This window comes from Salinicola sp. 4072, assembly GCF_036663415.1.
Classification (GTDB): Bacteria; Pseudomonadota; Gammaproteobacteria; order Pseudomonadales; family Halomonadaceae; genus Salinicola; species Salinicola salarius_A.
In genome coordinates this window covers 1-24,031 of the sequence record NZ_JAXOVV010000004.1, presented here as the reverse complement: position 1 = coordinate 24,031, position 24,031 = coordinate 1, and the positions used below count along the sequence as shown (strand labels likewise).

Sequence of the window (24,031 nt, the reverse complement as noted above, 5' to 3'; positions counted from 1 at the left end):
CGCGGACAAAAAAATGGTTCATCGCGCTTTACCGGGAAACGCGGCTTTGATCTTCAGAAAGAAGTAAGCGTTATCCCGGTAACCGTAGGCCATTCGCTTGATGACCTTGATCCGGTTGTTCATGCCTTCTAGTACGCTGGTATTGAGTCGATACGTGGCACTGGCAATGATGCCCTCCGCATAGGGCTTCAGAATGCGGGCAAATCGCACCAGGGGAGCCAGCCCGCTTGCCTGTGCCAGGTTGAACCAACGCGTCCAGCGCCAGCGGGCGGCTCGCTCGTTGCGGGCATACCAGAGCTCCTTGAGCTGGGCTTTCAGTAGATAAGCCACCATCAGTGGCTGGTTGAGTTCCAGCAGCGCCTTCAACTCGTTTGCCTGTTCCTCGCCCAGGTTCTCGGGGTTGCGCAGCAGCAACCAACGAGAGCGCTTCACCGCGCGCCGAGCCGGTTTGTCTTCTCGCAGCCGGTTGGCTTGATCCACGCGTACGCGATCGATGACTTCGCGTCCAAACTTGGCAATGACATGAAACAAGTCATAAACCACGCGTGCTCTGGGGCAATTGGCCTGTACCTCCAGATCCATCGCCGTGTTCATGTCCATGGCGACGGCTTCGATCTGCTGGCAACCCTTCGGTCCCAACCACTCGAAGAAAGGGCGTACTGCCGCACGGCTGCGACCTTCTCCGATCCATAGCACCTGCTGCGTATCGGCGCAGATCGCCACCGTGGCGTAGCGATGGCCCTTGAATAGCGCGAACTCGTCCATGATCAGGCGACGCACCCGACTCAGGTCGACAGGCCGCACCTCGCGTTGCAGACGTCGATAGTCGATCGCCTTGACGGTATGCCAGTGCAGTCCCAACAGTTCAGCCACGTGTTTGACCGGCATCAGACGAACCAACGCTTCACCCAGTTCACCATGGCGCACGTCAGCGACTGGCGACCGATCAACCAATCGATACGTTCGCGACGCGGGCCGCACTGGCGACAACGCACCCGGCGGACGGGTACGTCCAACCAGACTCGATATTGGAACAGATCGCGCTCACGAACGCGGCGGCGATGCGTGTCGTGGATGAGCGTAGACGCCTGTCCGCAGCGGTGACAGCGAGGAGACCGGGCGGGGTCTGGTTTAAGGGTAACAAGCAGGCTGTGGGTATCGAGCAGTTCATATCGATCCAGCTCGAAGCCTTCCCAGAAGAGGGCAAGCAAACTAGCATCCATGGTGACGGCAGCGGTTGGGTGTGGGCTATGTTTTGGCGAACACAACCTTAACCTTTCTGGCTGCCGTCTCCTCCCTCTTTCACGCTAGTCTGCGATGAACCAAAAAAATGCCCACCAGGGGATGGTGGGCAAGTAAGGGATCATTCAAGGGAACACCTACTCAGAGTGCCGGGTGTTCCGTTAGTTCCGAGAGACGGCAAAAAAATCGGCATGAATTTGTAACGGTTTTTTGCTAGCGCCGTCTCGCGTCTCGATGCCGGCGCCTGGATTCTGAAGGAGCCAGTCTTCTCGACTTCAGAAGGAGAAAGACTTCTCGACTTCGGGCCATGCGGGATCGCCGCCCTGGGTCTTCACGCCTTCCAACATCTTTTCCACGCGCTCGGGATGCTGCTCGATCCACGCCTTGGCGACCTCTTCCATCGGCTTCTCTTCCTGTCCGTACTGCTTGATCATCCAGCTCTGCTCCTCGGCAGAGAACGAGAGCTGATTGAAGAAGGTCACCAGATTCGGATGAGCATCGGCATAGTCGCTCGCCATCAACGTGCGCACGTCGCTGGCGCCGTTGCCTTCGCCGAACAGGTTCTTGGAATCGCTGAGATAGCGCATGGGGAGTTCGAGGTTCATCCAGTGCGGCGTCCAGCCAACCCAGACGATGGGCTCTTCGTTGGTGATGTGGCTCTTGGCGGCGCTCAGCATGCCGACCGTACTGGTATCGACCAGCGTCCAGTCGCTCAGCCCCCAGGCGTCTTCATCGATCGCCTTGTTGAGGATTTCGCTGGCGGCGGAACCGGCGCCGAAGCCGTAGATCTCGCCCCGGAACTCGTCGCGATGGGCATCGAGATCGGCGAAGGAGGTGATGCCGCTATCGTAGACGTAGTCCGGCACGGCCAGCGTCATCTGCGCGCCGGTCACGTTGGTCGCCAGGCGGGTAATGCTGCCGTCGGCTTCCAGCGGCTCCAGCATCGGGTTCTGCGCCGGCAGCCAGGCACCCAGGAAGACATCCACATCGCCGGTATCGAGCCCCTGATAGATCACCTGCAGGCCGATGTCCTGCGTCTTGCCCTCATAACCCAGCGGCGCCAGCAGTTGCCGGGCGATCTCGGTCTTCACCGTGATGCCGGGCCAGGACGGCACGCCGAAGTTGACCTGCTGGTCCGCTGCCATCGCGGCGCTCGTGCCCATCAGGGCGAAACCGGTTCCTGCGATCAAGCCGGTGGTCAGCGTCAGGGCGGAAATCGTCATCGGTCTTTTCATTTGTTGTCTCCTGTCGTTCCCTCAATTGGCGTATCCCGTTCCACAAAGGCGGATAGCCTGGCGGAAATGCACCGGGATACACGCAGAAAAGCCGCCCGGTCATGAAGTTCACGACTTCGGGCGGCTCGTATCAACGTCGTGCCGCGCGTCGGTTCACCGCGACAGCACTCGTAGATGTGATTGCAACATGTCCAGATCGAGATAGGTACCCTGGAGATGGCGCTTGCCGGTGTTAGGGTCGAAGGCGTTGCGGCCGTGCAGCACGCGGCGGTTGTCGAAGGCGACCATCTGGCCGGGCGCCAGCGTCAGCTCCACGCGTCCCTCCGGGCGGCGCAGAATCTGCCAGAAGGCGCGGTAGGCGTCGTACCAGGCCTCGATCCGATCCAGTGGCAGGCTCAGCGTGTCGCGAATCCAGTTGTTGAAGCGGATCTCTCGGGGACGGCCTTCGGCATCGAGATCGATGACCGGCTCGCGCACGGCGATATCGTGGCCGTCGTCCTGGAAACGGAAGTCGATGGGCGTCTCGGACAGCACCCGGAAAGCATCCGGGTTCTCGGCGCGCAGGGTCTCGGCGGCCGCGAAGCCATCGGCAAAGCTGGATTCGCCGCCCTCTGCATCGTTCTCGAGGCAGTAGAGCAACTGGATGTCCGGCGGTTGCCGCCAGTTGGGCAGGTCGGTGTGCAGCTCGAGCCCGATCGCCGTGTAGGCCGCGTTGTTGGGGTTGGGGACCGAGCGCACGTCGAACCGGCCACCGAAGTTGGTCGAACGCATCGGGCCGATGCTCTCGGCGATGCGCGAGACCTCTTCCCGCTCGCACGGGCCCTGGTCGAGCATGACCAGGCCGTCGCGCAGCAGGGCGCTGACCCAGCGGCTGCGGCCCTCGCTGCCGCCGACGAAATCGGCATGTTCGACGTGCTCGGGGGCGAAGCCTTCACGCCACGGCGTCGGGGTGGGCAGCAGCGTCGCCAGCTCCTCGCCGGGGCAGCGCTGATAGAGCCAGCCGGCATCGAAGCGCGATACGTGGCCGTCCTGCCAGATCAGCGTCAGGGAGCGTGCATCGAACTCGAAGGACGCCAGCGCCTCGTCTGCCTCGAAGCGCTCCCACAGCGGGTCGTCGAGCAGCTTGTAGAGGCGTTCGCGCGTCATCGGGTGGCGGCACTGGTCACAGGCGCAGTGATCGCGCAGCCACATCAGCGGAAACTGGCCGGACCGACCATCCGACCAGGTCAGCGTCACTCGACGCGCCTGCTCGACGGCGCTCTCGAGCTCGGCGGCCGGCGCGCCGGCGCCCGGGCGGTAGCGGCGCAGTTCGGCCATGTCGATGGGTTGATCACCGCGATGGGCATGGGTCTCGTTAAAGGCGTTTCCGGATGACAAAAGGCACTTCCTCGATGGCTGACAGCGCCACCTTGTTAACAACATGTGTAGATGAGTGTCACAAGGATGCGGATTGCGCCGAGACATGACAAACGATTAATCTGACCGCAAAGGCCAAGCTGAGCTAATGACCGGCTTTGGCTATTAGACTAACGAGCCATCCAGCCCATGAACCATCCAGCCCATGAGCCATTAAACCCACGAACCGTTTGACCAAAGAGCCATTAGGTCAAAGAGCATTCCTGAAGAGGGCGCCGACGAAAATCATGTCCGAACTCCCCCCGGTATTGTGGCTGCAGGCGTTCGAAGCGGCGGCGAGAACGCTGAGCTTCACCGAGGCCGGCCGAGAACTCGGCGTCACCCAGTCGGCGATCAGCCAGCGCATCCGGCTGCTTGAAGATCGCGTCGGCCAGTCGCTGTTCGTGCGCTATCCGCGCAGCCTGGCGCTGACGCCGGCGGGGCAGGCCTGGTTGCCCAGCGTTCAGGGTGCGTTCACCCGTCTGGCCGAGGGCACGTCGGAAGTCTTCGGCCCCAGCCCCGGCGCGCCAGTGACGCTGCGGGCGACACCGGCGATGCAGCAGACCTGGCTGGCGCCGAGATTGATGCGATTCCAGCAGATGCACCCAGAGATCACCCTGCGGCTGGTCAGCGCGATCTGGGCGGACGACTTCGGGGCGGAAGGGGCCGATCTGGAGATTCGCTACGGAGACGGCGAGTGGAACGACGTTACCGCGGAATGCCTGGGGGAAGAGCGGCTGTTGCCGGTCTGCTCCGCCGCGCTGGCGGCGGAACTGCATACGCCGGAAGATCTGGCGGGCAGGACGCTGCTGCATGCCGCGGGGTTCGCTGCCGGCTGGCCGCGCTGGCTGGCCGAGGCGGGCGTCGCCGGGCTCGAGCATCGCTGCCAGGCGATGATCTGCGACACCCACGTGACGACGCTGGCGCTGGCCTCCTACGGCGGCGGCGTCGCGCTTTCCCATCGCCGCCTGCTCGAAGCCAGCCGCGATCTGGTCGCGCCGTTCGAGCTCGACATGGCGACGGACGAAGCGTTCTGGCTGGTCCGGCCCAGCCGCCGCCAGTTGCGCCCGGCAGCCGCCGCGCTGTGGGAGTGGCTCTCTCGGACCCGCGAATCCGCACCCTGAACGCATCACGTATCCCGCGGCGAGCGCTACACTATGTCCATGGAATATGTCCATGGAACGTCATGCCCGGCTGACGCCGGGCGCAGGCAGCATTCCCGTAGGTGAGATACCCACCCGGAGGTGGATCATGCGCATCTCTATCATGCCCGTCAGCCGTCGCCGCACACTGGCCGTCACTTGTCTCGCGCTGGCGATTGCCGGCACGGCGCTGGGCAGCGCGCCCGCCGTTGCCGATGGCGTCACGGTGGTCGATCCCCAGACCGGCCACCGCGTGAGACTGCCGGACAACGACCGCGATGGCCGTGCCGACTACGTGCCCAGGCACATGGACATCAATGTCAGCCCCAACCTGATCTACCCACGGGAAACCCGCGAGCGGCTGCCCAGCGGCGGGGGTTCGATCTGCCGGGGCAACGATGGCGGTTCGACCATTTCCACCGCCCGCCGTACCTGCGATCCGAATGCGCCCGCCGGCGACGGCGGCCCCCAGGCGGCGCCGAACGCGGCACCGAACCCGGGCGCTTCCTCGACGCCGACCCGGCCGAACAATTCTTCATCCACCCGGCTCGACTGAGCCGGGCGGTCAGGCGGTGAAGTACTCGTCGAAAGCGGCGACGACGCGATCGATGTCGTCCATCGACACATCGCGATGGGTGACGAAGCGCGGGGCGTAGAGCGCACCGACGAGGATGTCGCGCTCTTCCAGCCACTCATGCAGCCGAGCCGGGTCGAATGCCGGGCGCGTGAACTCGACGAACACCATGTTGGTGGCCTGCGAGGTCACCGTAATGCCGTCGATACCGGCAAGACCTTCGGCCAGGCGCTCGGCCTTGGCGTGATCTTCCGTCAATTGCGGCAGGTGATGCTCCAGGGCGTATTCGCAGGCGGCCGCCAGCATACCGACCTGGCGCATGCCGCCACCGACCACCTTGCGCCAGCGCCGTGCCGTCTCGATGAACGCCGCCGGCCCCACCAGCACCGAACCGGCCGGCGCGCCCAATCCTTTCGAGCAGCAGATCGAGATCGTATCGAAGGGGCTGCAGAGCGCCTCCAGGCTGGCCCCGGTAGCCGCCGCAGCGTTGCCGATCCGCGCGCCATCCAGATGAGTCGCCAGGCCGTGACGTCGTGCCAGCGCAGTAGCCGCCTCGACATAATCGGCATTCAGCACCTGTCCGTGGAAGGTGTTTTCCAGCGTCAGCAGGCGCGTGCGGGCAAAGTGCGGATCGATCGGTTTCACTGCCGACTCGATCTTCGCCAGCGGCAGCGTGCCGTCCGCTTCATTCTCGATCGGCTGCGGCTGGATCCCGCCCAGCACCGCCGCGCCGCCGCCTTCCATGCGATAGGTGTGCGCCTGCTGGCCGACGATGTACTCGTCGCCGCGCTGGCAGTGGCTCAACAGCGCCACCAGGTTGCTCTGCGTGCCGGAAGGGAAGAACAGCGCCGCCGCCTTGCCGGTGCGCTCGGCGATATAGGTTTCCAGATGCGCCACGCTGGGATCGTCGCCCCACACGTCGTCGCCCACTGGCGCATCGAACATCACCTGACGCATCGTTTTGCTCGGGCGGGTGACGGTATCGCTGCGGAGATCGATCATGGAATGTGGCCTTTGGGTGATGTTGGAGTTGGAAGGAGATTGTAGCGGCAATGATGGCGCGTCGCGGAATGGAGAGAGTGTACCGTCACGATCGATTTGTCTCGTCGGCAGCGCTGACGCATGATGCGAATCACCTTCGATGAGGCATGAACGACAGGAGTACCGCATGAAACAGTACGCCGTAGTGGCCTATGACTACACGGATGATGAAGCGCTCGAGCGCCGGCTGGCCCATCGCGACACGCATCTGGCAGGCGTTCGTGAGCTCGCCAGGCAGGGGAAGTTTCTCAGTGGCGGCGCGATCCTGAACGATGACGGCAAGATGATCGGCTCCAACGTTCACTTCCGCTTTGCCGACCGGCGGGAACTGGACGCCTGGCTCGAGACCGAGCCCTACATGACCGGGCGGGTGTGGGAGCGAATCGACATTCGCGAAGTGAAGCTCTTCGATCCGAACGCCTGAGAATCATGACCGACGCCCAATCCCTCCCCGCCCAGGTTCGTCATCTTCTCGAGACAGCGCCTCGCGAGACTCTGCCGCTGACCTACCAGCAACTCGCCGAGGCGTTGGGATTGCGACCGCCGCGCACCATCCAGCGCGTCGCCCAGGCACTGGAGAGCACGATGCGCGAGGATGCTCAGCAAGACCGGCCCTTCATCGCCGCAATGGTCGTCAGCCGCCGTGGGGAAGGGCTGCCGGCGCAAGGCTTCTTCGATCTCGCGGTGGAACTCGGGCGATTTCCCGCTGATTCGGCGCAATATGCCAAGGCCTGGCGGCAGGAGTTCGAGCGTGTGTTGGCGGCGATGAAGTAGAGAACTGCGGCAAACACTCCTGCCCCAGCCGAGGCGCGGGTCAGTCGTCCTTGGCGCCGATCGCCGGCAATTCCATCAATAGCGGCCCACCGGCCAGCGCCTGCTGCAGGCGAGTGGCGAGGAGTTCCAGGATGGCATCGTTCTCGCCCACCAGCCGAGTCGTCACGACGTTCAGGCCAGGGGCGCGAGACATCGCCTGGGCGCAGATCTCGGCAATATCGCCACCTTCACCGGCGTGACGGCCCGGGGAAAGAAACAGCATGGACAAAATCACGTCGCCTTCGGCCAGGGCCGGCGAAGCCAGCAGCGTCTCCAGTAGTGGCTCGTTGAAGCGGTAGGCATCGCCCTCGCGGCGCTCCATGGAAGCGAAGGTGACGCACTCGACCTCATCGGCCAGCAGCGCGCTCAGTTGCCCGGCGAGATAGTTGCGCACCGCCGTGACCTCCGGAATCGGGCTGCCGTGATCGACCAGCACGACCTTTGGCCGCGACAGGTTGGCCATGCGCTCGCGCACGTTCTCCGCCAGCAGCCTGGCCAGACGCAGATCCGGCGCCAGCAGCGTGTCGACCAGCGGCGGGGCGACCTTCACCGAGAGCTGCGGGTAGCTGGCCTGCACCTCGGCCAACCGCTCCGGCAGGTAGCGGGTCAACGCCTGGCTGGGCCCGAAGAAGAAGGGCAGGATCAGCAGCTCGGTCACGCCCTCGGCCGCATATCGTTCGGCCAGCGGCCCCACCGAGACGGCCTTCTGCCCGCCGAGCTGCTCGGGCGGAATCTTGAAGGAGTGCAGCAGGGAAGCAGCCTCGACCGCCTCGCCCGTGTCCTGACTCAAGGCATCGGCAAGACGACGCAGATTGAGCGTCGCCTGGGGGCGCAGGGAACCGTTGTCGACGAGCAGTATCTTTCGCATGGGGCCTCAAAGCTGGCGCAGGTAGATGGCGAGTCAAGCCTTTCACGGCAAGACGAGTCGATACGAAGCCAGCATAAGCGACTTTTCCTGATAGGGAAAAATAGCTAAGAAATGGGCTGATGGCGCTCTGATTTTCCCTATCGGGAAAGTGGGCATCCTTTGGAACGGGGGATCAGGCGAGGTGAATATAATGCCACTGAGCACGCGCGGCTGCGTCATAATTGCGAAACCGCAATGCCGTTGCCGTGACTGGCCTTGTTAGGGCTTTTCAGACGGCATAGCATAACTTTATCGCTACTCGTGGAGGCGTCATGACTACCGAAACGCTGGATCACCTACGCTCCCAGATTTCGACTCTCTCCGAGTCGGAACGTGCGGCGTTGGCTCGCGAACTCATCATGAGCCTGGATGGCCCCCGTGACGACTCCGTTGAGCAGGCCTGGAGCGAGGAAATCGTTCGCCGTGCATCCAAGGCCAAAAGCGGCAAGGGCACAATGTTGAGTCGCGAAGAATTCCGAACCAAGATGCGGACGAGACTGGGCCAGTAAGTGCGAACGGTAAGAATACTTGAAGAAGCCTCGCATGAAGCGATAGAGGCAGCAGTCTGGTACGAATATGAGCAACCTGGACTCGGAGCAGAGTTTTTCATTGCCGTTGAAGCTGCTATCGACGTCATTGAAGAAAACTTCATTCCTTTATCCCCTCTCTCGGGAGAAGCTGGCGAAACCGGTGCAAAGCGGCTGATCCTGGAGCGCTTCCCGTTTGACGTTGTTGCGATTGAGTTGCCGGAAGAAACCGTCGTTATCGCCTTTGCCCATCATTCCCGAAAACCTGGCTATTGGCTGGGACGCAGTAGGTCCTAACTGACATGAGACCGCACATGGCGAATCAATCGGTCCAGCGGCTTCATGGATGGGCGTCGCGTGTGATGGCGGCACGATGTGAGCCTTACGCGCACCATCCAGCGCACCGCCCAAGCACTGGAGAACCTGATGCGCGAGGATGCCCAACAGCACCGGCCCTTCATCGCTGCGCTGGTCGTCAGCCGGCACGGGGAAGGGCTACCGACGCCAGGCTCTTCTATCTCGCGGTAGAGCTGGGGTGGTTTCCCGCCGCCCCGGCGCAGTATGTCGAGGCCTGGCAGTTTTCACGATTAATCTTCAATGAAAAAATCAGTATCCACTTTCTTGACTTCGTATGTCTCGGCAGAACTCACACCTACACCATGATCAATCATAAGTTGTACAAGGTCAGTGCCATCTAGAAGAACCACCTTCGGATCAATCTGGCCGACATAATCCAGCGCCTCTTCCGAGAAACGGCTGGTGGTAATAAACACGCCTTTCTTAGCTCGCTGTCCATGAAGAGCACCAACAAATTTTTGAATCTCCGGTCGGCCAACTACCGCTTCCCAGCGTTTAGCTTGAAGATATATTGTCTCCAGCCCGAGACGGTCTTCTTTGATAATGCCATCAATTCCTTCATCTGCCGTTTTTCGCGTAGCTTTCCCTGCTTCTTTTACGGAACCGCCATACCCCATCGAAACAATGAGGTGGATGACGAGCTTCTCAAAAAACTCTGGCGTATTAGCTTTAATTAAATGAAGAAGCTCATTCGCTACTTCGTCCCGAAGTTGTTGATATGCTTGCTCAAGCGTTTCTTCAGGCGTGGTAGAAGAAGTATCGTGGTCGCCCACGTGAGTCACTTTTTGAGTGCGATTCTTGCTGCTCGCCTGCCGAAACTCTTGAAACTCTTCGAACTGTTCCAAATACTTGATACTGATCCGATCAGGGGCTTCAATAAGGATCTGCTTGCCACGATTAGAGATATTAAATTTACCCCGTTTGGGAGATTCCAAAATCCCCGCTTGGGTCAGATAAACCTTTGCCCAAGCCACACGATTTGCGAACGTATATTGCCGGCCGCTCGGCAGTCTTTTTTCAAGATCCTCTTGGGAGAGCCTCATGACTTCTGCCAGCCCTTCTCGGGCTTCCTGCATCGAATGTTCTTCGCCGTCAGCGGAGAATTTTAGTAATGGCAGCATTAATGATTGAAAGTCAGGTACGGCCAAGTGGTACTCCCGTTTTCAACTATAACATTTGTTAGGTGGCGGGCTCGTTATACTCTTTTTAACGAGTATGCGTATTCAACATTTTTATGCAGCATCCTTATTTGTATGACTTTTCCAATTTTTAGTTGAGTCCATCCTATAACACCAAACATCGCGTCGGCTGCAAACTCTATTATATTGAACGACCTATCATTCCTGCCAATGTAAAACAATATTTGTCCCGAGTAACGTTGTGAGACCATTTCTCTAGTCAGGATTGGCTTAGGTGTTTTGGCCATTGGGGCCGATATGCGGCTACAGGGCAACGAGGGTCGATTCTATGAGCCATCATCCTCATCTTTCCGCCGCTGAAATCTCACCAACGGCTCCTGACGAAAGTAGCGGTTCAGCAGGTCGAGCAGGTCGGGGTAGACGGCGGCGAGTTGATCCGGGGCGCTGAAGAAGAGTTCGCAGCAGACGGCGAAGCATTCGCCGGGGTGGGTGGCGGCGTAGTCGTCGATGGGGGTGGGCTCGTCGTGGGCGATGTGGGCCTGCAGGTCGTCCCAGACGGCGGTGAAGACGCGGTGCCATTCTTTCGATGTGACATCGCTCGCGGCGGCGAGCGGCGGGAAGCCGTCGACATCCTGCGAGTTGCCCAGGTCGAGCTTGTGGGCGAATTCGTGAATGATGACGTTATAGCCGGTGTAGTCGCCGCTCTCGGCGACATCGGGAATCGCCAGCACCACCGGGCCGCGCCAGGAGGTTTCCCCGGCGCGCTCGTCCACGTATTCGTGCATCACGCCAAAGTCGTCCATCTCCTCGACGTGTCGATGAAAGGCGTCGGGCAGCAGGATGATCTCGGTGACGTTGTCGAAGGCGGCGCTGGCGTCGCGATCCGACCAGCCGAGGGTGAGCAACTGGGCCTGGGCGGCGATGGCGAGCAGGGCGGCATCGTCGAGCTCGACGCCGTCACCGGCGACCCAGCGCTTGCCGTGCAGCAGTTGCCAGGCGCGCGGGCCGAGACGTTCGGCATCAACGTCGTCGAGATCGGCCAGCAGCGGCAGGCCGTGGCGGATCGGCCGCCACGCCTCGGGGTCGAACGGGGGGCGCGAGCGTTGCCGGGCGTTGTGCCGGTTGCCTTTCCGATCCTGCCGCCAGGCTTTCCACCAGTCCTGCCACCTGCTCTTCCCCCCGCCTTTCAACAAGCTCATGTCCCGCTCAGCTCTCTTCCTGACGCGCCCCGGATTTCCACGACCAGTCGCGCAGGCGCAGGTCGAACAGGTCCAGACGGCGGTCCTTGAGGTTGGTCACCGCGCCTTCGGAACGCACCAGCTTGAGCTTGGTCAGGTCGAGATCCGAGAACATCACCATTTCGGTGTTGGGCGTGGTCTCCGACAGCACGGCATCGTGGGGGAAGGCAAAGTCCGACGGCGAGAATACCGAGGACTGGGCGTACTGGATATCCAGGTTCTCGATCGAAGGTACGTTGCCGACGCTGCCGCAGACGACCACGTAGCATTCGTTCTCGATGGCGCGGGCCTGGGCGCAGTGGCGCACGCGCAGGTAGCTGTTCTTGGTGTCGGTCCAGAACGGCACGATCAGGATGTCCATGTCCTGCTCGGCGAGCAGGCGCGGCAGTTCCGGGAATTCGACGTCGTAGCAGATCAGGATGCCGACGCGGCCGGCATCGGTCTCGAACACCTGCAGTTCGTCGCCGCCTTCGACCACCCAGTCGCGCCGCTCCTGCGGGGTGATGTGCAGCTTGGCCTGGCGGTCGATCTCGCCGTCGCGGTGGCAGAGGTAGGAGACGTTGTAGAGCTTGCCATCTTCGCCCAGCTCGACCATCGAACCGGCGACGATGTTGATGTTGTAGGAGACCGCCATGCGCGAGATTTCGGTCTTGAAGCGCTCGGTGAACCCGGCCAGGAACTGGATTGCGGCGACCTGGTCGGTCTGGTCGGTCAGCCCCATCAGCGGGGTGTTGAACAGCTCCGGGAAGACGGCGAAATCGCTCTGGTAGTCGGAGATGGCGTCGACATAGAACTCCACCTGCTGGAGTACGGTTTCCACCGAGTCGAACTCGCGCATCTGCCACTGCACGGCGCCCACGCGAACCTGGGTCCGGCGGGTCTCGATGATCCGGCTGGCCGGCTCGTAGAGAATGTTGTTCCACTCGAGCAGGGTGGCGTAGCCCATCGATTTCTCGTCTTCGGGCAGATACTTGGTCAGCAGGCGCTTGACCAGGAAGTCGTTGGCCAGCTGGAACGAGAGGATCGGATCGTAGAACTCCTTGCGCGCCACCCGATCGATGTACTCCGCGGGCGACATCTCGTCGGCGTGCTGGTGGTAGTTCGGGATCCGCCCGCCGGCGAGAATCGCCCGCAGGTTCATCGAGCGGCACAGGTCCTTGCGCGCTTCGTAGAGACGCCGGCCGAGACGGTAGCCGCGATAGGCCGGGTCGATCAGCACGTCGAGCCCGTAGAGCGCGTCGCCGTTGGCATCGTTGAGGATGATCTCGCGATGGCCGATCAGCTCGTCGTACTTGTGCGGGTTGGAGAAGTGGTCGTAGTCGACCAGCACCGTCAACGCCACGCCGACGATCTTGCCATCGTCCTCGACGATGATCTGGCCGTCGGCGAACTCGCCGATCAGCTTGTCGATCGTCAGCTTCGACCAGGCGCCACCGATGTCGTCATAGACGGCATCCATCAGCCGTTTGAGCTGCGGGTAGTCCTCGGGGGTGAGGTTGCGCAGGTTGAGGTGCAGTTCTTCCAAAGACATTGAGCGCCGGACTCCATGAGAAAAATAGGAGGGAGATAGGGACAAAGTCTAACACGGGGCGACCTTCGCACTCTGGATGACGAGGAATCGGGCCGCGGGACAGGTGCTAATCGGCCCTTCAGGAAAGCGGGCAATCAGCCGGCAATGCTCAATGCTCCTAACTTTCTATGCGACGACGAGGTTGTCAGCGTGGCCGTCGGAGATGCTGAATGAAACGATTACTGCCGGTCTGTCTGGCGTTGGCCATGGCGGCGATAGGCTGGGCGGCCGAGGCCGGCCATTGACCGAAGACGAACGGCAGAGGTTCAGCGGCTTCGGGCAGGCAGTGCAGTTCTCCGACATGGCGATGTATGCGGCCAAGCGGGCAAGGCGCAATACCTGGCGCTTCTACGAGCCTTCAAACCGGATCTAGCGGCGCGCTTCAGCCGGGACGAGACATCTTGAAGTTCTGGTCCGGGCTGATTTCGAAGTAGTCGGCCGGGCCGCCGCCACGCAGAATCGGCCGGGCGGCGGCGGTCTGGTAGATGCCGTCCTCGAGCAGCGCCGAGTCGATATGCACGCCGACGACTTCGCCCAACACCAGCCAGTTGTCGATCTCCTCGCCCGCGGCCGATTGCAGCCGAAGGGTTTGCGTCAGCCGGCACTCGAACACGACCTGCGCTTCCTTGACGTGGGGAACGCCGACGACGCGGGATTCTTGCGGCGTCAGGCCCGCCAGTTCGAACTCGTCGACCTCGGCCGCTACCGACGCCGAACTCTGGTTCATCGCCTCGGCGAGTGCATGCGTCGACAGCTGCCAGCAGAACTCGCCGGTCGCCTCGATGTTGCGCACGCTGTCCTTATAGCCTGAGCTTGAGAAGCCAATGATGGGCGGCGTGTCGGCAAAAGCGTTGAAGAAACTGTAGGGCGCCAGATTCAGTCGGCCTTCGCGATCCCGCGAGGAGATCCAGCCGATCGGCCGCGGCCCGACGATCGCCTTGAAAGGGTTATGCGGTAGCTCGTGACCGCGACTCGGTTCATAGAAATGCGCGTTGCTCGGCATGCCGGTTGATCCTGGAGGGAGTGTCGGAAGCGAAAGAATGTCCTGCGGACTGGCGAAGGGTATATCGACTGAAAAGAGAAGAGAAGCGGGCCTCCGGCTCGGCGGACGGGCCGCCGGGCCGGGGCAATCGGTGATAGCGCTACTTGCGCACGACGCGATAGATGATCAGCAGCACGATCGCACCGAGGACGGCGATCAGGAAACTGCCGATATTGAAGCCGGATACGTCACCAAACCCTAGCGCGGTCCCGATCCAGCCGCCGACGACGGCCCCGAGAACCCCGATGATGATGGTGACGATGAAGCCACCCGGATCCTTGCCTGGCATGACCATCTTGGCGATGGCGCCAGCGATCAGGCCGAAGATGATCCACGCAATAATTCCCATGGCGTCTGTCCCTGTTTGGTTCATGCTGAACTTTCACAACAAGTGCATGCCTTCCTGCATGCCCTTTGGACACTAGTCGCAGATCGGGAATACGACAAGCGCGGATCGGGGCTATCATCGTGCCTTGCGCCTTGTTTCCGGGCGTCATGATTCGTGACGCGGCCCGGACAACGCATCCCGATGTATTGGTCGAATGTTCAAGGAGGGGTCATGTCTGCTGGCGGAGCCGAACAGGCGATCGTTGGGCGCGTGTTGGCACCGAATCGGCTGTCGATCGGATTGACGCTGCCGCTGATGCCAGGCGGTCAGGAAGTGGTCGATGTTACCGAGCAGCGGCGTCTGGCGACACTCGCCGACAGGGGCGGGTTTCGCGCTCTGTGGATTCGGGACGTGCCGCTCAACAGCCGCGACTATCCCGATCCGGTAGGCCATCTGGATCCTTGGAGCTGGCTGGGCGCTCTGGCAGCGGAAACGCGGCAGATCGCGCTGATCAGCGGCGCCATCGTGCTCACCCTGCGCCACCCGCTGCATATCGCCAAGGCGGCGGCATCGGTCGCCACGCTCTCGGAAGGTCGTTTCATCCTCGGGCTGGGGTCCGGCGACCGGCCGCCTGAATTTGCCGCTTTTGGTGAGGATGTCGCCGAACGGCGGCGCCTGTTCGCGGATCACTGGCAGGTGGTGGCAAAGGCGTTGGGTACGCCGCAGGAGGTCGTGCCGGATCGGCATGATACGGATTCGCCGGATTTCCAGCTTCGGCCGCTAGCCCCGGAGCCCGTGCCGCTGCTGGCGGTCGGTTCGGGAGGGCAGAGCGTCAACTGGATTGCCCGCCACGCGATCGGCTGGATGACCTATCACCGCGAGCAGGCGCAGCAGCGCGATCGTTATCGCATGTGGCGGGCCGCCGTCGAACAGAGCGTACCCGGCGAGTTCCGCGGCTTCGGCGAGGCGATGCGCCTTGATCTTGCCGCCGATCCGGGGGCCCCGGCGACGCCCATCGACCTGGGCTATCGTGCCGGCCGTGATGCCCTCATCGACGTGCTCGAGGCGCTCAGAGAGATGGGCGTTCATCACGTTTCCCTGAATCTGCGTCTCGAGGAGCGGCCAGCCGATGCCATCATCGAAGAGCTGGCCGCCCACGTCCTGCCGCATTTTCATCGGCCCTGATTCATCAACCCTGACCGTTCAAGACTCGCGCCGAAACGTTTCAGCCGTTCCGACACGAGCTCGACTCGTTCCTCACTCGGAGTGGCTGGCCAGGAACGTCAGCGTACGGCCGTGCGCCAGCGCGGAAGCATGCTGGTTGTAGCTCGCCCGTGCCCAGCAGTTGAAGCCGTGTTCCGCTCCACCGTAGAGATGCACTTCGACATCCTTGTTGCCGGCAAAGGCCTGGCGGGTCTGTTCGACCTGCTCGAGCGGGATGTGGTCATCCTCGGCGCCGAAGTGGAACTGAACGGGCACCTTGAGCTCGTTGGCGCGCGGCAGGTATTCGGTCACGCCGCCGGCGTAGTAGCAGATCGCGGCGTCGACACCGGCATCCAGGGCGCAGAGGTAGGAAAAGACGCCGCCCATGCAGTAGCCCACGGAAGCGATGGGGCCGTCGCAGACGGGGCTTGCCCGCAGCGCCTTGGTCGCGGCACGCAGGTCGCTGACCGCCGTCGGATAATCGAGCGCCTTCTTGTGGGCGACCGCCGCTTTCCAGTCGTCGCCGTCATAGCCGAGTTCGACGCCCGGCTCATCGCGCCAGAACATGTCGGGCACGATGACGCTATAGCCATCCATCGCATACTGTTCGGCGACGCCACGCATGTGGCCGTTGACGCCGAAAATCTCCTGGATCAGCAGGATGCCGGGCCCTTTGCCCTTGTGCGGCAGCGCCTGGTAGGCCTTGAACGTCTTGCCGTCCTCGGCGGTGATCTCGATCCATTCGGTCCTGATGTTCGTCTGGGAATCGCTCTGAGACATGGTCTCTCCTTGTGGGCGGTTGACTGAACTTGAGTAAAGCGCTTTGAGACAAACGCCTTGAGGTAAACGGTGAAGCCCGAGACGGGAAGTTTAGCAGGCAATGGAAAAGACGAGAGTGCCGCGCTTCCCGAATCGTCAGGTGGCAGTAAAACCCGCGGCGAATGCCGGTTGTCGGCGCGCCGAGGCGGCTTTCAGCGATCGGGCGATCGGCCGCGCCCCTTGGTTTCCCCCAGAATCCTCGCGCTATCCCGGGCGGGAGGCAGCCCGAATACCCGAGCGTAATCGCGGCTGAACTGTGTCGCGCTTTCATAGCCGACCTCGAAGGCGGCGCTGGTGACGCTTCTGCCGCTGGCTACCATGAGTGTGCGCGCCTGGAGCAGTCGAACCCGTTTCTGGTACTGCAACGGGCTCAGCGTGGTCACCGCCTTGAAGTGGCGGTGAAACGCGGACACGCTCATCGCCGCCTTCCGGGCGAGTGTTTCCACTCTGATCGGCCTGGCGAAGTCCTGCCGGATCCACTGAATCGCGAGACTGACCCGGGCCATGGCGGTATCCGGCGCCGCGATTTCTCGCAGCATCCAGCCATGGGGCCCTTGCAGCACGCGGTAGAGAATCTCCCGTTCGTACACCGGGGCGAGGGCCGCGATCTCTTCCGGGCTGTCCATCAATCGCAGCATGCGTAGCCACGCGTCCATCAACTTCGGCGTGACCGCAGCCACCGAAAATCCTGCGTTGTTGTCGTTCTCGCTTTCGTAACGCCCGGCAGGCGTAGGCAGGTCGGTCAGCAGCGTCGAGAGCACGGCGGGGTCGAGCGTCAGGCTCAACGCGAGGTAGGGCTCCCCCGAAGCCGCCGGATGCACCGTGCCCACCGCCGGCAGCTCGATGGACATGACGAAATAGGTCGCCGGGTCATAGCGCAGCGTGCGGTCACCGACGGTCATCGTCTTGCTGCCCTGCAGGATCAGATTGACCATCGGCTCGTAGACGGCGGCCAGCATGTGTTCCGGAATTTCGCCCTGGACCATGGCCACACGCGGAATGCCCGTCTCCGTACGGCGATTCTCGGCCTTGGCAGCCAGGGAGCGAAGCTCGAGCAGTTGATCGTTCATGGCAGGCGGCTGGTCGTTCATGGCGAGCGGTTGGGGCGGTTATGAAGAGATATGCTGATCCCGGGGGCGCGCCCGCGCAAGCAAAAAGCAGAAACGGGCAGGTTTCGGGCAGGAACGGCTGAGCCCGCGATGAGGGTAATGGTTAGGGTGAATATCTATCCCATCGACACCGGAGCAGCCCATGGGCGTTATCGTCATCACCGGAGGCAGCCGTGGCATTGGTGCCAGCGCTGCCGAGCACTGTGCCCAGAAAGGCATGGGCGTCATCCTCACCTACAACAGCAACGCCGACGCCGCGCAGTCGGTCGTTCAGCGTATCGAGTCCGCCGGCGGCAAGGCCGTCGCACTGAAACTGGATGTCGCTGACATCAGCGGTTTCGAGGCATTTCGCGAAACGCTGAAGCTGACGTTACAGACGAACTGGGGCGTCAACACCTTGAGCGGTCTAGTCAACAACGCCGGCTACGGCTTGTTCAACCCGCTCGAGTCTGTCACCGAGTCCCAGTTCGATGGTCTGCTGAACGTTCACCTCAAAGGCCCGTTTTTCCTCACCCAGGCTTTGCTCCCGTTGATGGAGGAAGGCGCCAGCATCGTCAATCTGACCAGTGCTACCACCCGCGTGGCGACGGCCGGCGTGGCGCCTTACGCCGCTCTCAAGGGCGGGCTGGAAGTGCTCACCCGTTACATGGCCAAGGAGTTCGGCGACCGCCGCATACGGGCCAATGCCGTCTCGCCGGGAGCGATTCGCACCGAGCTGGGCGGTGGCCTGAACGACGAGTTCGAGGCTTTGCTGGCCTCCCAGACGGCGCTCGGTCGCGTCGGCGAGCCGCAGGACGTCGCTCGCATCATCGCCATGTTGCTGTCCGATGAAAGCGACTGGATCAACGGACAGACCATCGAAGTCGCTGGCGGCTACTGCATCTAACTCTGCTTCTGTATTGGCATCTGCGTCCAGGAGGACACCGCATGCTTGATCATCTCTTTTTATCCGTCAGCGACATCGCACGCTCGATTCGCTTCTATGAGGCCGCACTCGCCCCGTTGGGGATCACGGCCCGGCTCGATTACGACGGCAAAGACGGCCCGCCGGGCCACCCGGATCTCAAGGGTTTCGGTGCCAATGGCCGGATGTTCTTCTGGCTACGCGAGGGCGTGGTGGAAGGAAAAGCCGTTCACGTCGGTTTCGTGGCGAGCAGCAAGGCGGAGGTCGAAGCGGCCTACGCCGCGGCCATGGCGAGCGGCGCTGTCGACAACGGCGCGCCTGGAGCGCGGCTGCATTACGACCCCGACTACTACGCCGCCAACGTTCTGGACCCCGACGGCTACAGTCTCGAATTCGTCTATAAGAACTGGCAGCACGCCCGATGAAAACACTCCTGATCTACGGCGCGACCGGCTATACCGGCCGCATGGTGGCAGCGCATGCCAAAACGTTGGGGCTCGATTTCGAGATCGCTGGGCGCAATCGGCAAACGCTGGCCTCTCTCGCCGAGGCGTTGGCGGTTCCCTTTCGGGTATTTGAGGCCGATGCCGATGCAGCGCAGTCCCTGGCCGGTATCGATGTGCTGCTGAACTTCGCAGGCCCTTTCGCGCAAACGGCGGAGCCACTGATGCGGGCGTGCCTCGAGGCCGGCGTCGATTACCTGGACATCACCGCCGAGATCAATGTCTACCGGCTGGCGGAACGACTGGGCGCCGAAGCGGCCGAGGCCGGCGTCATGCTGCTCCCCGGCGTCGGCTGGGATGTGGTGCCGACCGATTGCCTGGCGGTGCACGTCGCGCAGCGTGTGCAGGAGCCGCGGTCGCTGAGGGTGGCGCTTCAGGTTCCCGGTTCCATGTCGCGGGGCTCCGCCATGAGCGTCAGCGAGATCATCGGCGCGGGCCTGATGGCGAGGGTCGACGGCCATCTCGTTCCGACCCCCGATGCGCAGCCACGCCACTTCGATTTCGGTGAGGGGCCGGTGCCGTGCTCGCCGCTGTCGTTCGGCGATCTGGTCACCGGTTGGTATTCCACCGGAATCCCCGATATCGCCATGTTCGTGCATGTCAGTGGAGAGGCGTTCCCCGAAGGCGATTTATCGCTGCTGCCTGATGGCCCGACCGAAGAACAACGCGATGCTCATCGAGCCCGCGCGGTGGCCGAGGTAACGGCGGCTGACGGCACGGTCGTCCGATCGATGATCGAAACCGTCAACGGCTACTCCTACACGCCGTTGGCGGCCGTCGAGGCCGCGAGTCGAGTTCTCGAGGGTGAACATCGGCCGGGTTTCGAAACCCCGGCGCGAATATTCGGTAAGGGGTTCGCCGAGACCATCGCCGGCACGACGATCACGGATTGCTAGAGACCGAAGCCGCTGTGGACTCCTCGGACTCCACTTCCAGTTCATGCGCGAGAAATCGGCCAGCGGCCCTTGCGACTTCGGTGAGGCGTTGGGGTGACATGCCGTTGCAAGACGAGGCCGAGAGTCCGCGCAAAGTAACCACCACGTAGTCGGCCAGCGTCTGCGCGTCTTGCGGGCGAACCTGATCGAGGTAAGCCCGAATCGCCTGGAGTCCACTGTTGGCGAGGTTCTCGGCCATCTGACGGGCGACCCGGTCATCCGCTCGCAAGCCCTCCGTAATCATGCAGCCGCGCAGCATGCTGTCTTGTCCATACTGTTCGGCGGCAGCGAGCAGCAGGGCGGGAAGCGCCTCGGCGGGAGGGCGGTCTGGGGCCAGAAGATCTCCTATCGGTAGGGCATTTTCCCGCGCATAGCGCAGCATTGCCCGTTCGAACAGCGCTGCCTTGCTGCCGTAAGCGGCGTAAAAACTGGGCGGCTTGATGTCCATGGCTTGGGTCAGATCAGCAAGGCTGACCGCGTCATAGCCCCGCTCGTGAAACAGCGCCTGGGCAATGGCGACTCCTGCTTCGCGATCGAAAGCCGGGCGGCGTTGTCGGGTCTTCGTATTCATGATGGCCTCGCTGGGTGAGGGAGGGAGTGTAGCGGCCGCTATACCCGGAGACAAAGGCGCTGCCATATTTATATAGTAATCGATAAATATAGTGCGTGACGTGCACGTTGTATGTAGTGTTCACTACATAGGCTTTCCCATAACGCTTTCCTTGCTCAGGTAAATCTCATGTCATTCGAAGATAAGGTCGTGCTGGTCACCGGTGGGTCATCTGGTTTGGGGCTCGCGATTGCGCGGGAGTTCGTTGAACAGGGCGCTCGCGTGGTCATTACCGGGCGCCGACAGGAGCAACTGGACCAGGCCCTGGCCGGCCTGGGTGACAAGGCGGTCGCCATGACGGCCGATGTGTCGAACGCCACCGATCTGGCAGGGCTCTTCAGCCGTATCGAGTCGCTTCATGGCCGTATCGATGTCCTGGTTGCCAACGCCGGGATGGGGGAGATCGCGCCACTGGGTGAGATCACCGAAGCAAGCTTCGATCGGATTTTCAGTACCAACGTGAAAGGGGTGACGTTTACCGTTCAGGGGGCGTTGCCTCTCATGGCCCAAGGCTCCAGCATCGTCATCATCGGCTCCACTGCCTCGATGAATCCCGGTCCCGGCCTGAGTGTCTACGGCGCCACCAAGGCCGCTCTGCGTGCCATGGTCAGAAGCTGGATTCTGGACATCAAGGGTTCCGGCATTCGGATCAATCTACTCAGCCCTGGCCCTGTCGATACGCAATCTCTGCGAAGCATGCTGGCCGATGACGCGGAGCAGATCATTCAAGCGTTCAGTGAAAAAAGCACGCTGGGACGGATAGGCGAGGCGCAGGAGATCGGCAAGGCCGTGGCGTTCCTGGCAAGTGATGCCTCGAGTTACATCAACGGCGTCGAGCTGTTCGCCGATGGTGGCGCGTCCCAGGTGTGATCAGCCTTCGAGCCGTTCATCCATACCACTTGAGCTGAAGCGTGCAACCATGACCATTCTCGACCACATCGAATTTGCCGTGCGCGACGCTGAGGTGTCGCGACGGTTTTACGAACTGGCCCTCGCGCCGCTGGATATCGTCCGGGTCATCACGGTCGGGCCCGAGCGCACCCGCACCGGGGGCACACGCCACGGTTTCGGCAGGGACGGCTATCCCAGTCTCTGGATCCATGACAACGAACCCCCGGGCGCCGGCACGCACATTGCCTTCGCGACACGGAACCGTGCCATCGTCGATGCCTTTCACCAGGCTGCGCTGGGGGCTGGTGGTACCGACAACGGACCGCCTGGCGTCCGAACGCACTACCACGAGCACTACTATGCGGCGTACGTGCTGGACCCCGACGGCATTAATGTGGAAGTGGTGTGCCAGGACTCTATCAATCGCCCATGACGGTAGGAGAGCTTTCCGTGCCCAGGCAGGCCGTGCAACCGCCGCGATGAAATAGACATATCCTTCATTGGCGCGTGCAGCGTTGATGATCGTATCCGATCATCTGGCAGGTAGTCAGATGTCGGCCACGGACTTTACGTTGCCTTGCCCTTTTGATGCTGATGCTTCGGTCGCGGTCCGAAACGTCTAAGCTGGAGAGCTTACAAGCCAATCCTGCTCAGACATTGGGAGCTGCATGGACGCCTACAACATGACCTGGATCGCCGCCCAACTGGTCGGGCTCGTCGCTCTCGGCTTCATCATGATCGCTTTCGCCAGCCGCCAGGACGACCGGCTGCTGGTCTATCTGATCTTCGCCAATATCGCGTTCGCCGCCCACTTCGCGCTCTTCGGGCAGTGGACGGCGGCCGGGATCTCGCTGCTGGTCATCGCCCGCATCCTGCTGGCGCGGCGCTTCAAGGAGCGCTGGAGCGTCATGCTGTGCGTGCTGGCGGTCAACGTCGTCGTTGCGCTGGCGACGGCGGGCCAGGCTGCCGATCTGTGGCCACTGGCGGCGGGCGTATTCGGCACCATCGGCATGTTCATGCTCCATGGCATCCCCATGCGGATTCTGCTGGCCGCCGCCGCCGTTGCCTGGTTGATCAACAACCTGTTGATCGGCTCGGTCGGCGGCATCATTGCCGAGCTCATCGCGCTGGGCACCAACCTGCTCACCATGTGGCGCATCCAGCGGGCGAAGCGGCGGCTTCAGGCTGGCTGACGGCGATCGGCAAGCACGCGCCGGTCACGAATGCAGTCGATCTCGTGGGGTTCGTCGATCCACGGCTCGGCGATGCCCTGTTCGATCCATTCCGCGACTGCCGGATGCGCGAGCAGGCGTTCGGCGTAGGCCATGGCGGCCGTGCCGAGTTCGATGCCGTAGCCGCGAAGGCGTACCGCGACCGGAGCGAACATGGCATCCACAGCGGTGAAAGCGTCGCCCGCGAGCCAGGGGCCGCCGAAAGTCTCCAGCCCTTCCTGCCACAGGGCATCGAGCCGAATCAGCTCCTTCTCTAGCGACTCGCTCGGGGTGTCCAGGTCGATGACCAGCGAGCAGTTCATCGAACACTCGTCGCGCAGCGCGGCAAACCCGGAATGCATTTCGGCGCTGGCGCAGCGTGCCCAGCTGCGGGCGGCCCGATCGGCAGGCCAGACAGCCGGATGGTCCTCGGCGACGTATTCCAGAATCGCCAGCGAATCCCACACCACCTGATCGCCATCATGCAGGCAGGGAACCTTGGCGGTGGGCGAAAAGTGCGTGAACGCCTGTTGCTGGCCGGCGCCCTCGAACGGCGTCAGTACCTCTTCGAACGGAATTTCCAGCGCACGCAGCAGCACCCAGGGCCGCATCGACCAGGAAGAGTAGTTCTTGTTGGCGATGAAAAGTCGATAGGTCATGGCAGCCTCCGCTGTCGGGGGAAAGCCCGAGTATGCGATTTCGGACTTGGTACGCAAAGCCCTGAGTACTCGATCGAATAAGGACATTGCCGATCGGACTTTTTGATTCGTTGGCCCTGCCCTAACACTCTACGGGTAACCGGCTAAGCTTTAGGGAAAACATTGCATAAATGTCTGCGCAGGCGAATCGCTGCGTTGCGCGGTGCGTGGAATCCTCACCTATAACGCATAGGCTCCGGTTCCTTTGCTCCGTGCGCCTTGCGCTTCATCCTGCTCGCCGATTTATTCAGCGTTTTCCGAACCGATTGCTCTTCAGAGCGTGCTTTTTCTTTTGTAACTATTCAGGTCACGCTGCCTGATCCAGGCCGTCCCGACGCATGAATTCGGGCACTTCACCGGCAAACAACTGTTCCAGTGCGGTGTGCGCTGCCAGGCCCTGCTTGACCGCCGTCGAGAGGAAGCTGCGCATCCGGCAGAAGATCTCGGCACCTTCCCAGGAGCGGAAACAGCCTGAAATCTTCTGCTGGACCTTGGTCATCCGCAGGTCACGCTCCCCTTGGTTATTGGTGAAGGGCGCGGCGGGGTCGTCGAGGAAACGCAGCACGTCGTCCTCGTACGCCTGGAGACGTTCGAGCAG

General features: G+C 62.1%; 29 protein-coding genes and 1 pseudogene. 15 read left to right on the top strand and 15 right to left on the bottom strand.

From position 1 onward, the window contains the following. Nucleotides 1-18: 18 nt before the first annotated feature. The 3 genes and pseudogenes from R3F72_RS04725 to R3F72_RS04715 all read right to left on the bottom strand — a co-directional run bounded on the left by R3F72_RS04725 (nt 19) and on the right by R3F72_RS04715 (nt 3,854). Nucleotides 19-1,223 (bottom strand): annotated as a pseudogene (locus R3F72_RS04725) (ISL3 family transposase). Nucleotides 1,224-1,517: 294 nt separating this feature from the next. Beyond that, a complete protein-coding gene (locus R3F72_RS04720; RefSeq protein ID WP_442978328.1) occupies nt 1,518-2,477 on the bottom strand; it encodes an ABC transporter substrate-binding protein in 960 nt (319 codons plus the stop codon). A gap of 153 nt (nt 2,478-2,630) precedes the next feature. Further along, nucleotides 2,631-3,854, bottom strand: coding sequence for a TauD/TfdA family dioxygenase (locus R3F72_RS04715; RefSeq protein ID WP_256961352.1), 1,224 nt, complete (start codon nt 3,852-3,854; stop codon nt 2,631-2,633). Nucleotides 3,855-4,120: 266 nt separating this feature from the next. Between R3F72_RS04715 and R3F72_RS04710 the strand changes: the two genes are divergently transcribed. Next, the gene (locus R3F72_RS04710; RefSeq protein ID WP_087720599.1) at nt 4,121-4,996 is read left to right on the top strand and encodes a LysR substrate-binding domain-containing protein; all 876 of its coding nucleotides are present in this window, start codon (nt 4,121-4,123) and stop codon (nt 4,994-4,996) included. Between the two features lie 127 nt (nt 4,997-5,123). Beyond that, complete coding sequence (locus R3F72_RS04705; protein ID WP_071232002.1) at nt 5,124-5,570, top strand: hypothetical protein; 447 nt, start codon at nt 5,124-5,126, stop codon at nt 5,568-5,570. A 9-nt stretch (nt 5,571-5,579) separates the two neighbouring features. Here R3F72_RS04705 and ltaE read toward each other — a convergent pair whose 3' ends face one another. Then, a complete protein-coding gene (gene ltaE, locus R3F72_RS04700) occupies nt 5,580-6,590 on the bottom strand; it encodes a low-specificity L-threonine aldolase (RefSeq protein WP_332779022.1) in 1,011 nt (336 codons plus the stop codon). Between the two features lie 166 nt (nt 6,591-6,756). Here ltaE and R3F72_RS04695 point away from each other — a divergent pair, with 166 nt between their 5' ends. After that, complete coding sequence (locus tag R3F72_RS04695) at nt 6,757-7,053, top strand: YciI family protein (RefSeq protein WP_332779021.1); 297 nt, start codon at nt 6,757-6,759, stop codon at nt 7,051-7,053. 5 nt (nt 7,054-7,058) lie between these two features. Next, nucleotides 7,059-7,403 carry a hypothetical protein gene (locus tag R3F72_RS04690; RefSeq protein WP_332779020.1) on the top strand — a complete coding sequence of 115 codons (345 nt, stop codon included), beginning with the start codon at nt 7,059-7,061 and terminating at the stop codon, nt 7,401-7,403. Nucleotides 7,404-7,443: 40 nt separating this feature from the next. Here R3F72_RS04690 and R3F72_RS04685 read toward each other — a convergent pair whose 3' ends face one another. Next, the gene (locus tag R3F72_RS04685; protein WP_332779019.1) at nt 7,444-8,310 is read right to left on the bottom strand and encodes a sirohydrochlorin chelatase; all 867 of its coding nucleotides are present in this window, start codon (nt 8,308-8,310) and stop codon (nt 7,444-7,446) included. 311 nt (nt 8,311-8,621) lie between these two features. On the opposite strand from R3F72_RS04685, the gene R3F72_RS04680 reads away from it, so the two are divergent. The 3 genes from R3F72_RS04680 (at nt 8,622) to R3F72_RS04670 (ending at nt 9,404) form a co-directional block, all read left to right on the top strand. Next, a complete protein-coding gene (locus tag R3F72_RS04680) occupies nt 8,622-8,858 on the top strand; it encodes an addiction module protein (RefSeq protein WP_110632190.1) in 237 nt (78 codons plus the stop codon). Then, nucleotides 8,859-9,173 carry a hypothetical protein gene (locus R3F72_RS04675; protein WP_110632188.1) on the top strand — a complete coding sequence of 105 codons (315 nt, stop codon included), beginning with the start codon at nt 8,859-8,861 and terminating at the stop codon, nt 9,171-9,173. Nucleotides 9,174-9,251: 78 nt separating this feature from the next. Further along, nucleotides 9,252-9,404, top strand: coding sequence for a hypothetical protein (locus R3F72_RS04670; protein ID WP_208625320.1), 153 nt, complete (start codon nt 9,252-9,254; stop codon nt 9,402-9,404). A gap of 59 nt (nt 9,405-9,463) precedes the next feature. Here R3F72_RS04670 and R3F72_RS04665 read toward each other — a convergent pair whose 3' ends face one another. The 3 genes from R3F72_RS04665 to R3F72_RS04655 all read right to left on the bottom strand — a co-directional run bounded on the left by R3F72_RS04665 (nt 9,464) and on the right by R3F72_RS04655 (nt 13,141). Next, nucleotides 9,464-10,381, bottom strand: a complete 918-nt coding sequence (locus R3F72_RS04665; RefSeq protein WP_110632185.1) for a restriction endonuclease — start codon at nt 10,379-10,381, stop codon at nt 9,464-9,466. Between the two features lie 317 nt (nt 10,382-10,698). After that, on the bottom strand, nt 10,699-11,571 hold the full coding sequence (locus tag R3F72_RS04660) for a zinc-dependent peptidase (RefSeq protein ID WP_110632182.1): 873 nt from the start codon (nt 11,569-11,571) through the stop codon (nt 10,699-10,701). Between the two features lie 7 nt (nt 11,572-11,578). After that, nucleotides 11,579-13,141, bottom strand: coding sequence for a bifunctional GNAT family N-acetyltransferase/carbon-nitrogen hydrolase family protein (locus tag R3F72_RS04655; RefSeq protein WP_087720587.1), 1,563 nt, complete (start codon nt 13,139-13,141; stop codon nt 11,579-11,581). A 202-nt stretch (nt 13,142-13,343) separates the two neighbouring features. Here R3F72_RS04655 and R3F72_RS04650 point away from each other — a divergent pair, with 202 nt between their 5' ends. Continuing rightward, nucleotides 13,344-13,553 (top strand): hypothetical protein, encoded by a 210-nt coding sequence (locus R3F72_RS04650; protein ID WP_143543310.1) that lies wholly within the window; start codon nt 13,344-13,346, stop codon nt 13,551-13,553. A 9-nt stretch (nt 13,554-13,562) separates the two neighbouring features. Here the strand turns inward: R3F72_RS04650 and R3F72_RS04645 are convergent, their stop codons facing one another. Both R3F72_RS04645 and R3F72_RS04640 read right to left on the bottom strand, forming a co-directional pair. Continuing rightward, nucleotides 13,563-14,183 carry a flavin reductase family protein gene (locus R3F72_RS04645; RefSeq protein ID WP_303856033.1) on the bottom strand — a complete coding sequence of 207 codons (621 nt, stop codon included), beginning with the start codon at nt 14,181-14,183 and terminating at the stop codon, nt 13,563-13,565. 139 nt (nt 14,184-14,322) lie between these two features. Beyond that, the gene (locus R3F72_RS04640) at nt 14,323-14,571 is read right to left on the bottom strand and encodes a GlsB/YeaQ/YmgE family stress response membrane protein (RefSeq protein ID WP_087720584.1); all 249 of its coding nucleotides are present in this window, start codon (nt 14,569-14,571) and stop codon (nt 14,323-14,325) included. 210 nt (nt 14,572-14,781) lie between these two features. On the opposite strand from R3F72_RS04640, the gene R3F72_RS04635 reads away from it, so the two are divergent. Beyond that, on the top strand, nt 14,782-15,735 hold the full coding sequence (locus R3F72_RS04635) for a TIGR03571 family LLM class oxidoreductase (RefSeq protein WP_332779018.1): 954 nt from the start codon (nt 14,782-14,784) through the stop codon (nt 15,733-15,735). Between the two features lie 72 nt (nt 15,736-15,807). On the opposite strand, the gene R3F72_RS04630 is transcribed toward R3F72_RS04635, so the two are convergent. Further along, entirely contained in the window at nt 15,808-16,533 is a 726-nt protein-coding gene (locus R3F72_RS04630; protein WP_087720582.1) for a dienelactone hydrolase family protein, read from the bottom strand. Nucleotides 16,534-16,724: 191 nt separating this feature from the next. Further along, nucleotides 16,725-17,642 carry an AraC family transcriptional regulator gene (locus tag R3F72_RS04625; protein ID WP_332779017.1) on the bottom strand — a complete coding sequence of 306 codons (918 nt, stop codon included), beginning with the start codon at nt 17,640-17,642 and terminating at the stop codon, nt 16,725-16,727. 181 nt (nt 17,643-17,823) lie between these two features. Between R3F72_RS04625 and R3F72_RS04620 the strand changes: the two genes are divergently transcribed. Genes R3F72_RS04620 through R3F72_RS04610 form a run of 3 tightly spaced genes read left to right on the top strand, consistent with a single transcriptional unit; the run spans nt 17,824 to nt 19,984 of the window. After that, a complete protein-coding gene (locus R3F72_RS04620) occupies nt 17,824-18,567 on the top strand; it encodes an SDR family NAD(P)-dependent oxidoreductase (RefSeq protein WP_332779016.1) in 744 nt (247 codons plus the stop codon). Nucleotides 18,568-18,608: 41 nt separating this feature from the next. Next, nucleotides 18,609-19,010: a VOC family protein gene (locus R3F72_RS04615; protein ID WP_332779015.1), complete on the top strand. Its 402-nt coding sequence runs from the start codon at nt 18,609-18,611 to the stop codon at nt 19,008-19,010. Beyond that, complete coding sequence (locus tag R3F72_RS04610; protein WP_332779014.1) at nt 19,007-19,984, top strand: saccharopine dehydrogenase family protein; 978 nt, start codon at nt 19,007-19,009, stop codon at nt 19,982-19,984. Before R3F72_RS04615 ends, R3F72_RS04610 begins: the two co-directional genes overlap by 4 nt. Here R3F72_RS04610 and R3F72_RS04605 read toward each other — a convergent pair. After that, on the bottom strand, nt 19,971-20,594 hold the full coding sequence (locus R3F72_RS04605; RefSeq protein WP_332779013.1) for a TetR/AcrR family transcriptional regulator: 624 nt from the start codon (nt 20,592-20,594) through the stop codon (nt 19,971-19,973). The genes R3F72_RS04610 and R3F72_RS04605 overlap by 14 nt on opposite strands. Before the next feature lie 168 nt (nt 20,595-20,762). Here R3F72_RS04605 and R3F72_RS04600 point away from each other — a divergent pair, with 168 nt between their 5' ends. The 3 genes from R3F72_RS04600 to R3F72_RS04590 all read left to right on the top strand — a co-directional run bounded on the left by R3F72_RS04600 (nt 20,763) and on the right by R3F72_RS04590 (nt 22,717). Beyond that, complete coding sequence (locus R3F72_RS04600) at nt 20,763-21,503, top strand: SDR family NAD(P)-dependent oxidoreductase (protein ID WP_332779012.1); 741 nt, start codon at nt 20,763-20,765, stop codon at nt 21,501-21,503. 49 nt (nt 21,504-21,552) lie between these two features. After that, nucleotides 21,553-21,957, top strand: a complete 405-nt coding sequence (locus R3F72_RS04595; RefSeq protein WP_087720577.1) for a VOC family protein — start codon at nt 21,553-21,555, stop codon at nt 21,955-21,957. A gap of 235 nt (nt 21,958-22,192) precedes the next feature. Beyond that, nucleotides 22,193-22,717 (top strand): YgjV family protein, encoded by a 525-nt coding sequence (locus R3F72_RS04590; protein WP_087720576.1) that lies wholly within the window; start codon nt 22,193-22,195, stop codon nt 22,715-22,717. On the opposite strand, the gene R3F72_RS04585 is transcribed toward R3F72_RS04590, so the two are convergent. Together R3F72_RS04585 and R3F72_RS04580 are read right to left on the bottom strand one after the other, a co-directional pair. Then, nucleotides 22,705-23,394, bottom strand: coding sequence for a glutathione S-transferase family protein (locus R3F72_RS04585; protein ID WP_087720575.1), 690 nt, complete (start codon nt 23,392-23,394; stop codon nt 22,705-22,707). The genes R3F72_RS04590 and R3F72_RS04585 overlap by 13 nt on opposite strands. A gap of 346 nt (nt 23,395-23,740) precedes the next feature. Then, a partial coding sequence (locus R3F72_RS04580) for an IS66 family transposase (protein ID WP_332778557.1) occupies nt 23,741-24,031 on the bottom strand: 291 nt, incomplete at its 5' end.

What these genes read in the sequence shown, in the direction of transcription:
- R3F72_RS04720 (WP_442978328.1), bottom strand. Translation starts at nt 2,477, where the DNA reads ATGAAAAGACCGATGACGATTTCCGCCCTGACGCTGACCACCGGCTTG.
- R3F72_RS04710 (WP_087720599.1), top strand. Translation starts at nt 4,121, where the DNA reads ATGTCCGAACTCCCCCCGGTATTGTGGCTGCAGGCGTTCGAAGCGGCG.
- R3F72_RS04705 (WP_071232002.1), top strand. Translation starts at nt 5,124, where the DNA reads ATGCGCATCTCTATCATGCCCGTCAGCCGTCGCCGCACACTGGCCGTC.
- ltaE (WP_332779022.1), bottom strand. Translation starts at nt 6,590, where the DNA reads ATGATCGATCTCCGCAGCGATACCGTCACCCGCCCGAGCAAAACGATG.
- R3F72_RS04695 (WP_332779021.1), top strand. Translation starts at nt 6,757, where the DNA reads ATGAAACAGTACGCCGTAGTGGCCTATGACTACACGGATGATGAAGCG.
- R3F72_RS04690 (WP_332779020.1), top strand. Translation starts at nt 7,059, where the DNA reads ATGACCGACGCCCAATCCCTCCCCGCCCAGGTTCGTCATCTTCTCGAG.
- R3F72_RS04685 (WP_332779019.1), bottom strand. Translation starts at nt 8,310, where the DNA reads ATGCGAAAGATACTGCTCGTCGACAACGGTTCCCTGCGCCCCCAGGCG.
- R3F72_RS04680 (WP_110632190.1), top strand. Translation starts at nt 8,622, where the DNA reads ATGACTACCGAAACGCTGGATCACCTACGCTCCCAGATTTCGACTCTC.
- R3F72_RS04660 (WP_110632182.1), bottom strand. Translation starts at nt 11,571, where the DNA reads ATGAGCTTGTTGAAAGGCGGGGGGAAGAGCAGGTGGCAGGACTGGTGG.
- R3F72_RS04655 (WP_087720587.1), bottom strand. Translation starts at nt 13,141, where the DNA reads ATGTCTTTGGAAGAACTGCACCTCAACCTGCGCAACCTCACCCCCGAG.
- R3F72_RS04650 (WP_143543310.1), top strand. Translation starts at nt 13,344, where the DNA reads ATGCTGAATGAAACGATTACTGCCGGTCTGTCTGGCGTTGGCCATGGC.
- R3F72_RS04645 (WP_303856033.1), bottom strand. Translation starts at nt 14,183, where the DNA reads ATGCCGAGCAACGCGCATTTCTATGAACCGAGTCGCGGTCACGAGCTA.
- R3F72_RS04640 (WP_087720584.1), bottom strand. Translation starts at nt 14,571, where the DNA reads ATGGGAATTATTGCGTGGATCATCTTCGGCCTGATCGCTGGCGCCATC.
- R3F72_RS04635 (WP_332779018.1), top strand. Translation starts at nt 14,782, where the DNA reads ATGTCTGCTGGCGGAGCCGAACAGGCGATCGTTGGGCGCGTGTTGGCA.
- R3F72_RS04630 (WP_087720582.1), bottom strand. Translation starts at nt 16,533, where the DNA reads ATGTCTCAGAGCGATTCCCAGACGAACATCAGGACCGAATGGATCGAG.
- R3F72_RS04625 (WP_332779017.1), bottom strand. Translation starts at nt 17,642, where the DNA reads ATGAACGATCAACTGCTCGAGCTTCGCTCCCTGGCTGCCAAGGCCGAG.
- R3F72_RS04620 (WP_332779016.1), top strand. Translation starts at nt 17,824, where the DNA reads ATGGGCGTTATCGTCATCACCGGAGGCAGCCGTGGCATTGGTGCCAGC.
- R3F72_RS04615 (WP_332779015.1), top strand. Translation starts at nt 18,609, where the DNA reads ATGCTTGATCATCTCTTTTTATCCGTCAGCGACATCGCACGCTCGATT.
- R3F72_RS04610 (WP_332779014.1), top strand. Translation starts at nt 19,007, where the DNA reads ATGAAAACACTCCTGATCTACGGCGCGACCGGCTATACCGGCCGCATG.
- R3F72_RS04605 (WP_332779013.1), bottom strand. Translation starts at nt 20,594, where the DNA reads ATGAATACGAAGACCCGACAACGCCGCCCGGCTTTCGATCGCGAAGCA.
- R3F72_RS04600 (WP_332779012.1), top strand. Translation starts at nt 20,763, where the DNA reads ATGTCATTCGAAGATAAGGTCGTGCTGGTCACCGGTGGGTCATCTGGT.
- R3F72_RS04595 (WP_087720577.1), top strand. Translation starts at nt 21,553, where the DNA reads ATGACCATTCTCGACCACATCGAATTTGCCGTGCGCGACGCTGAGGTG.
- R3F72_RS04590 (WP_087720576.1), top strand. Translation starts at nt 22,193, where the DNA reads ATGGACGCCTACAACATGACCTGGATCGCCGCCCAACTGGTCGGGCTC.
- R3F72_RS04585 (WP_087720575.1), bottom strand. Translation starts at nt 23,394, where the DNA reads ATGACCTATCGACTTTTCATCGCCAACAAGAACTACTCTTCCTGGTCG.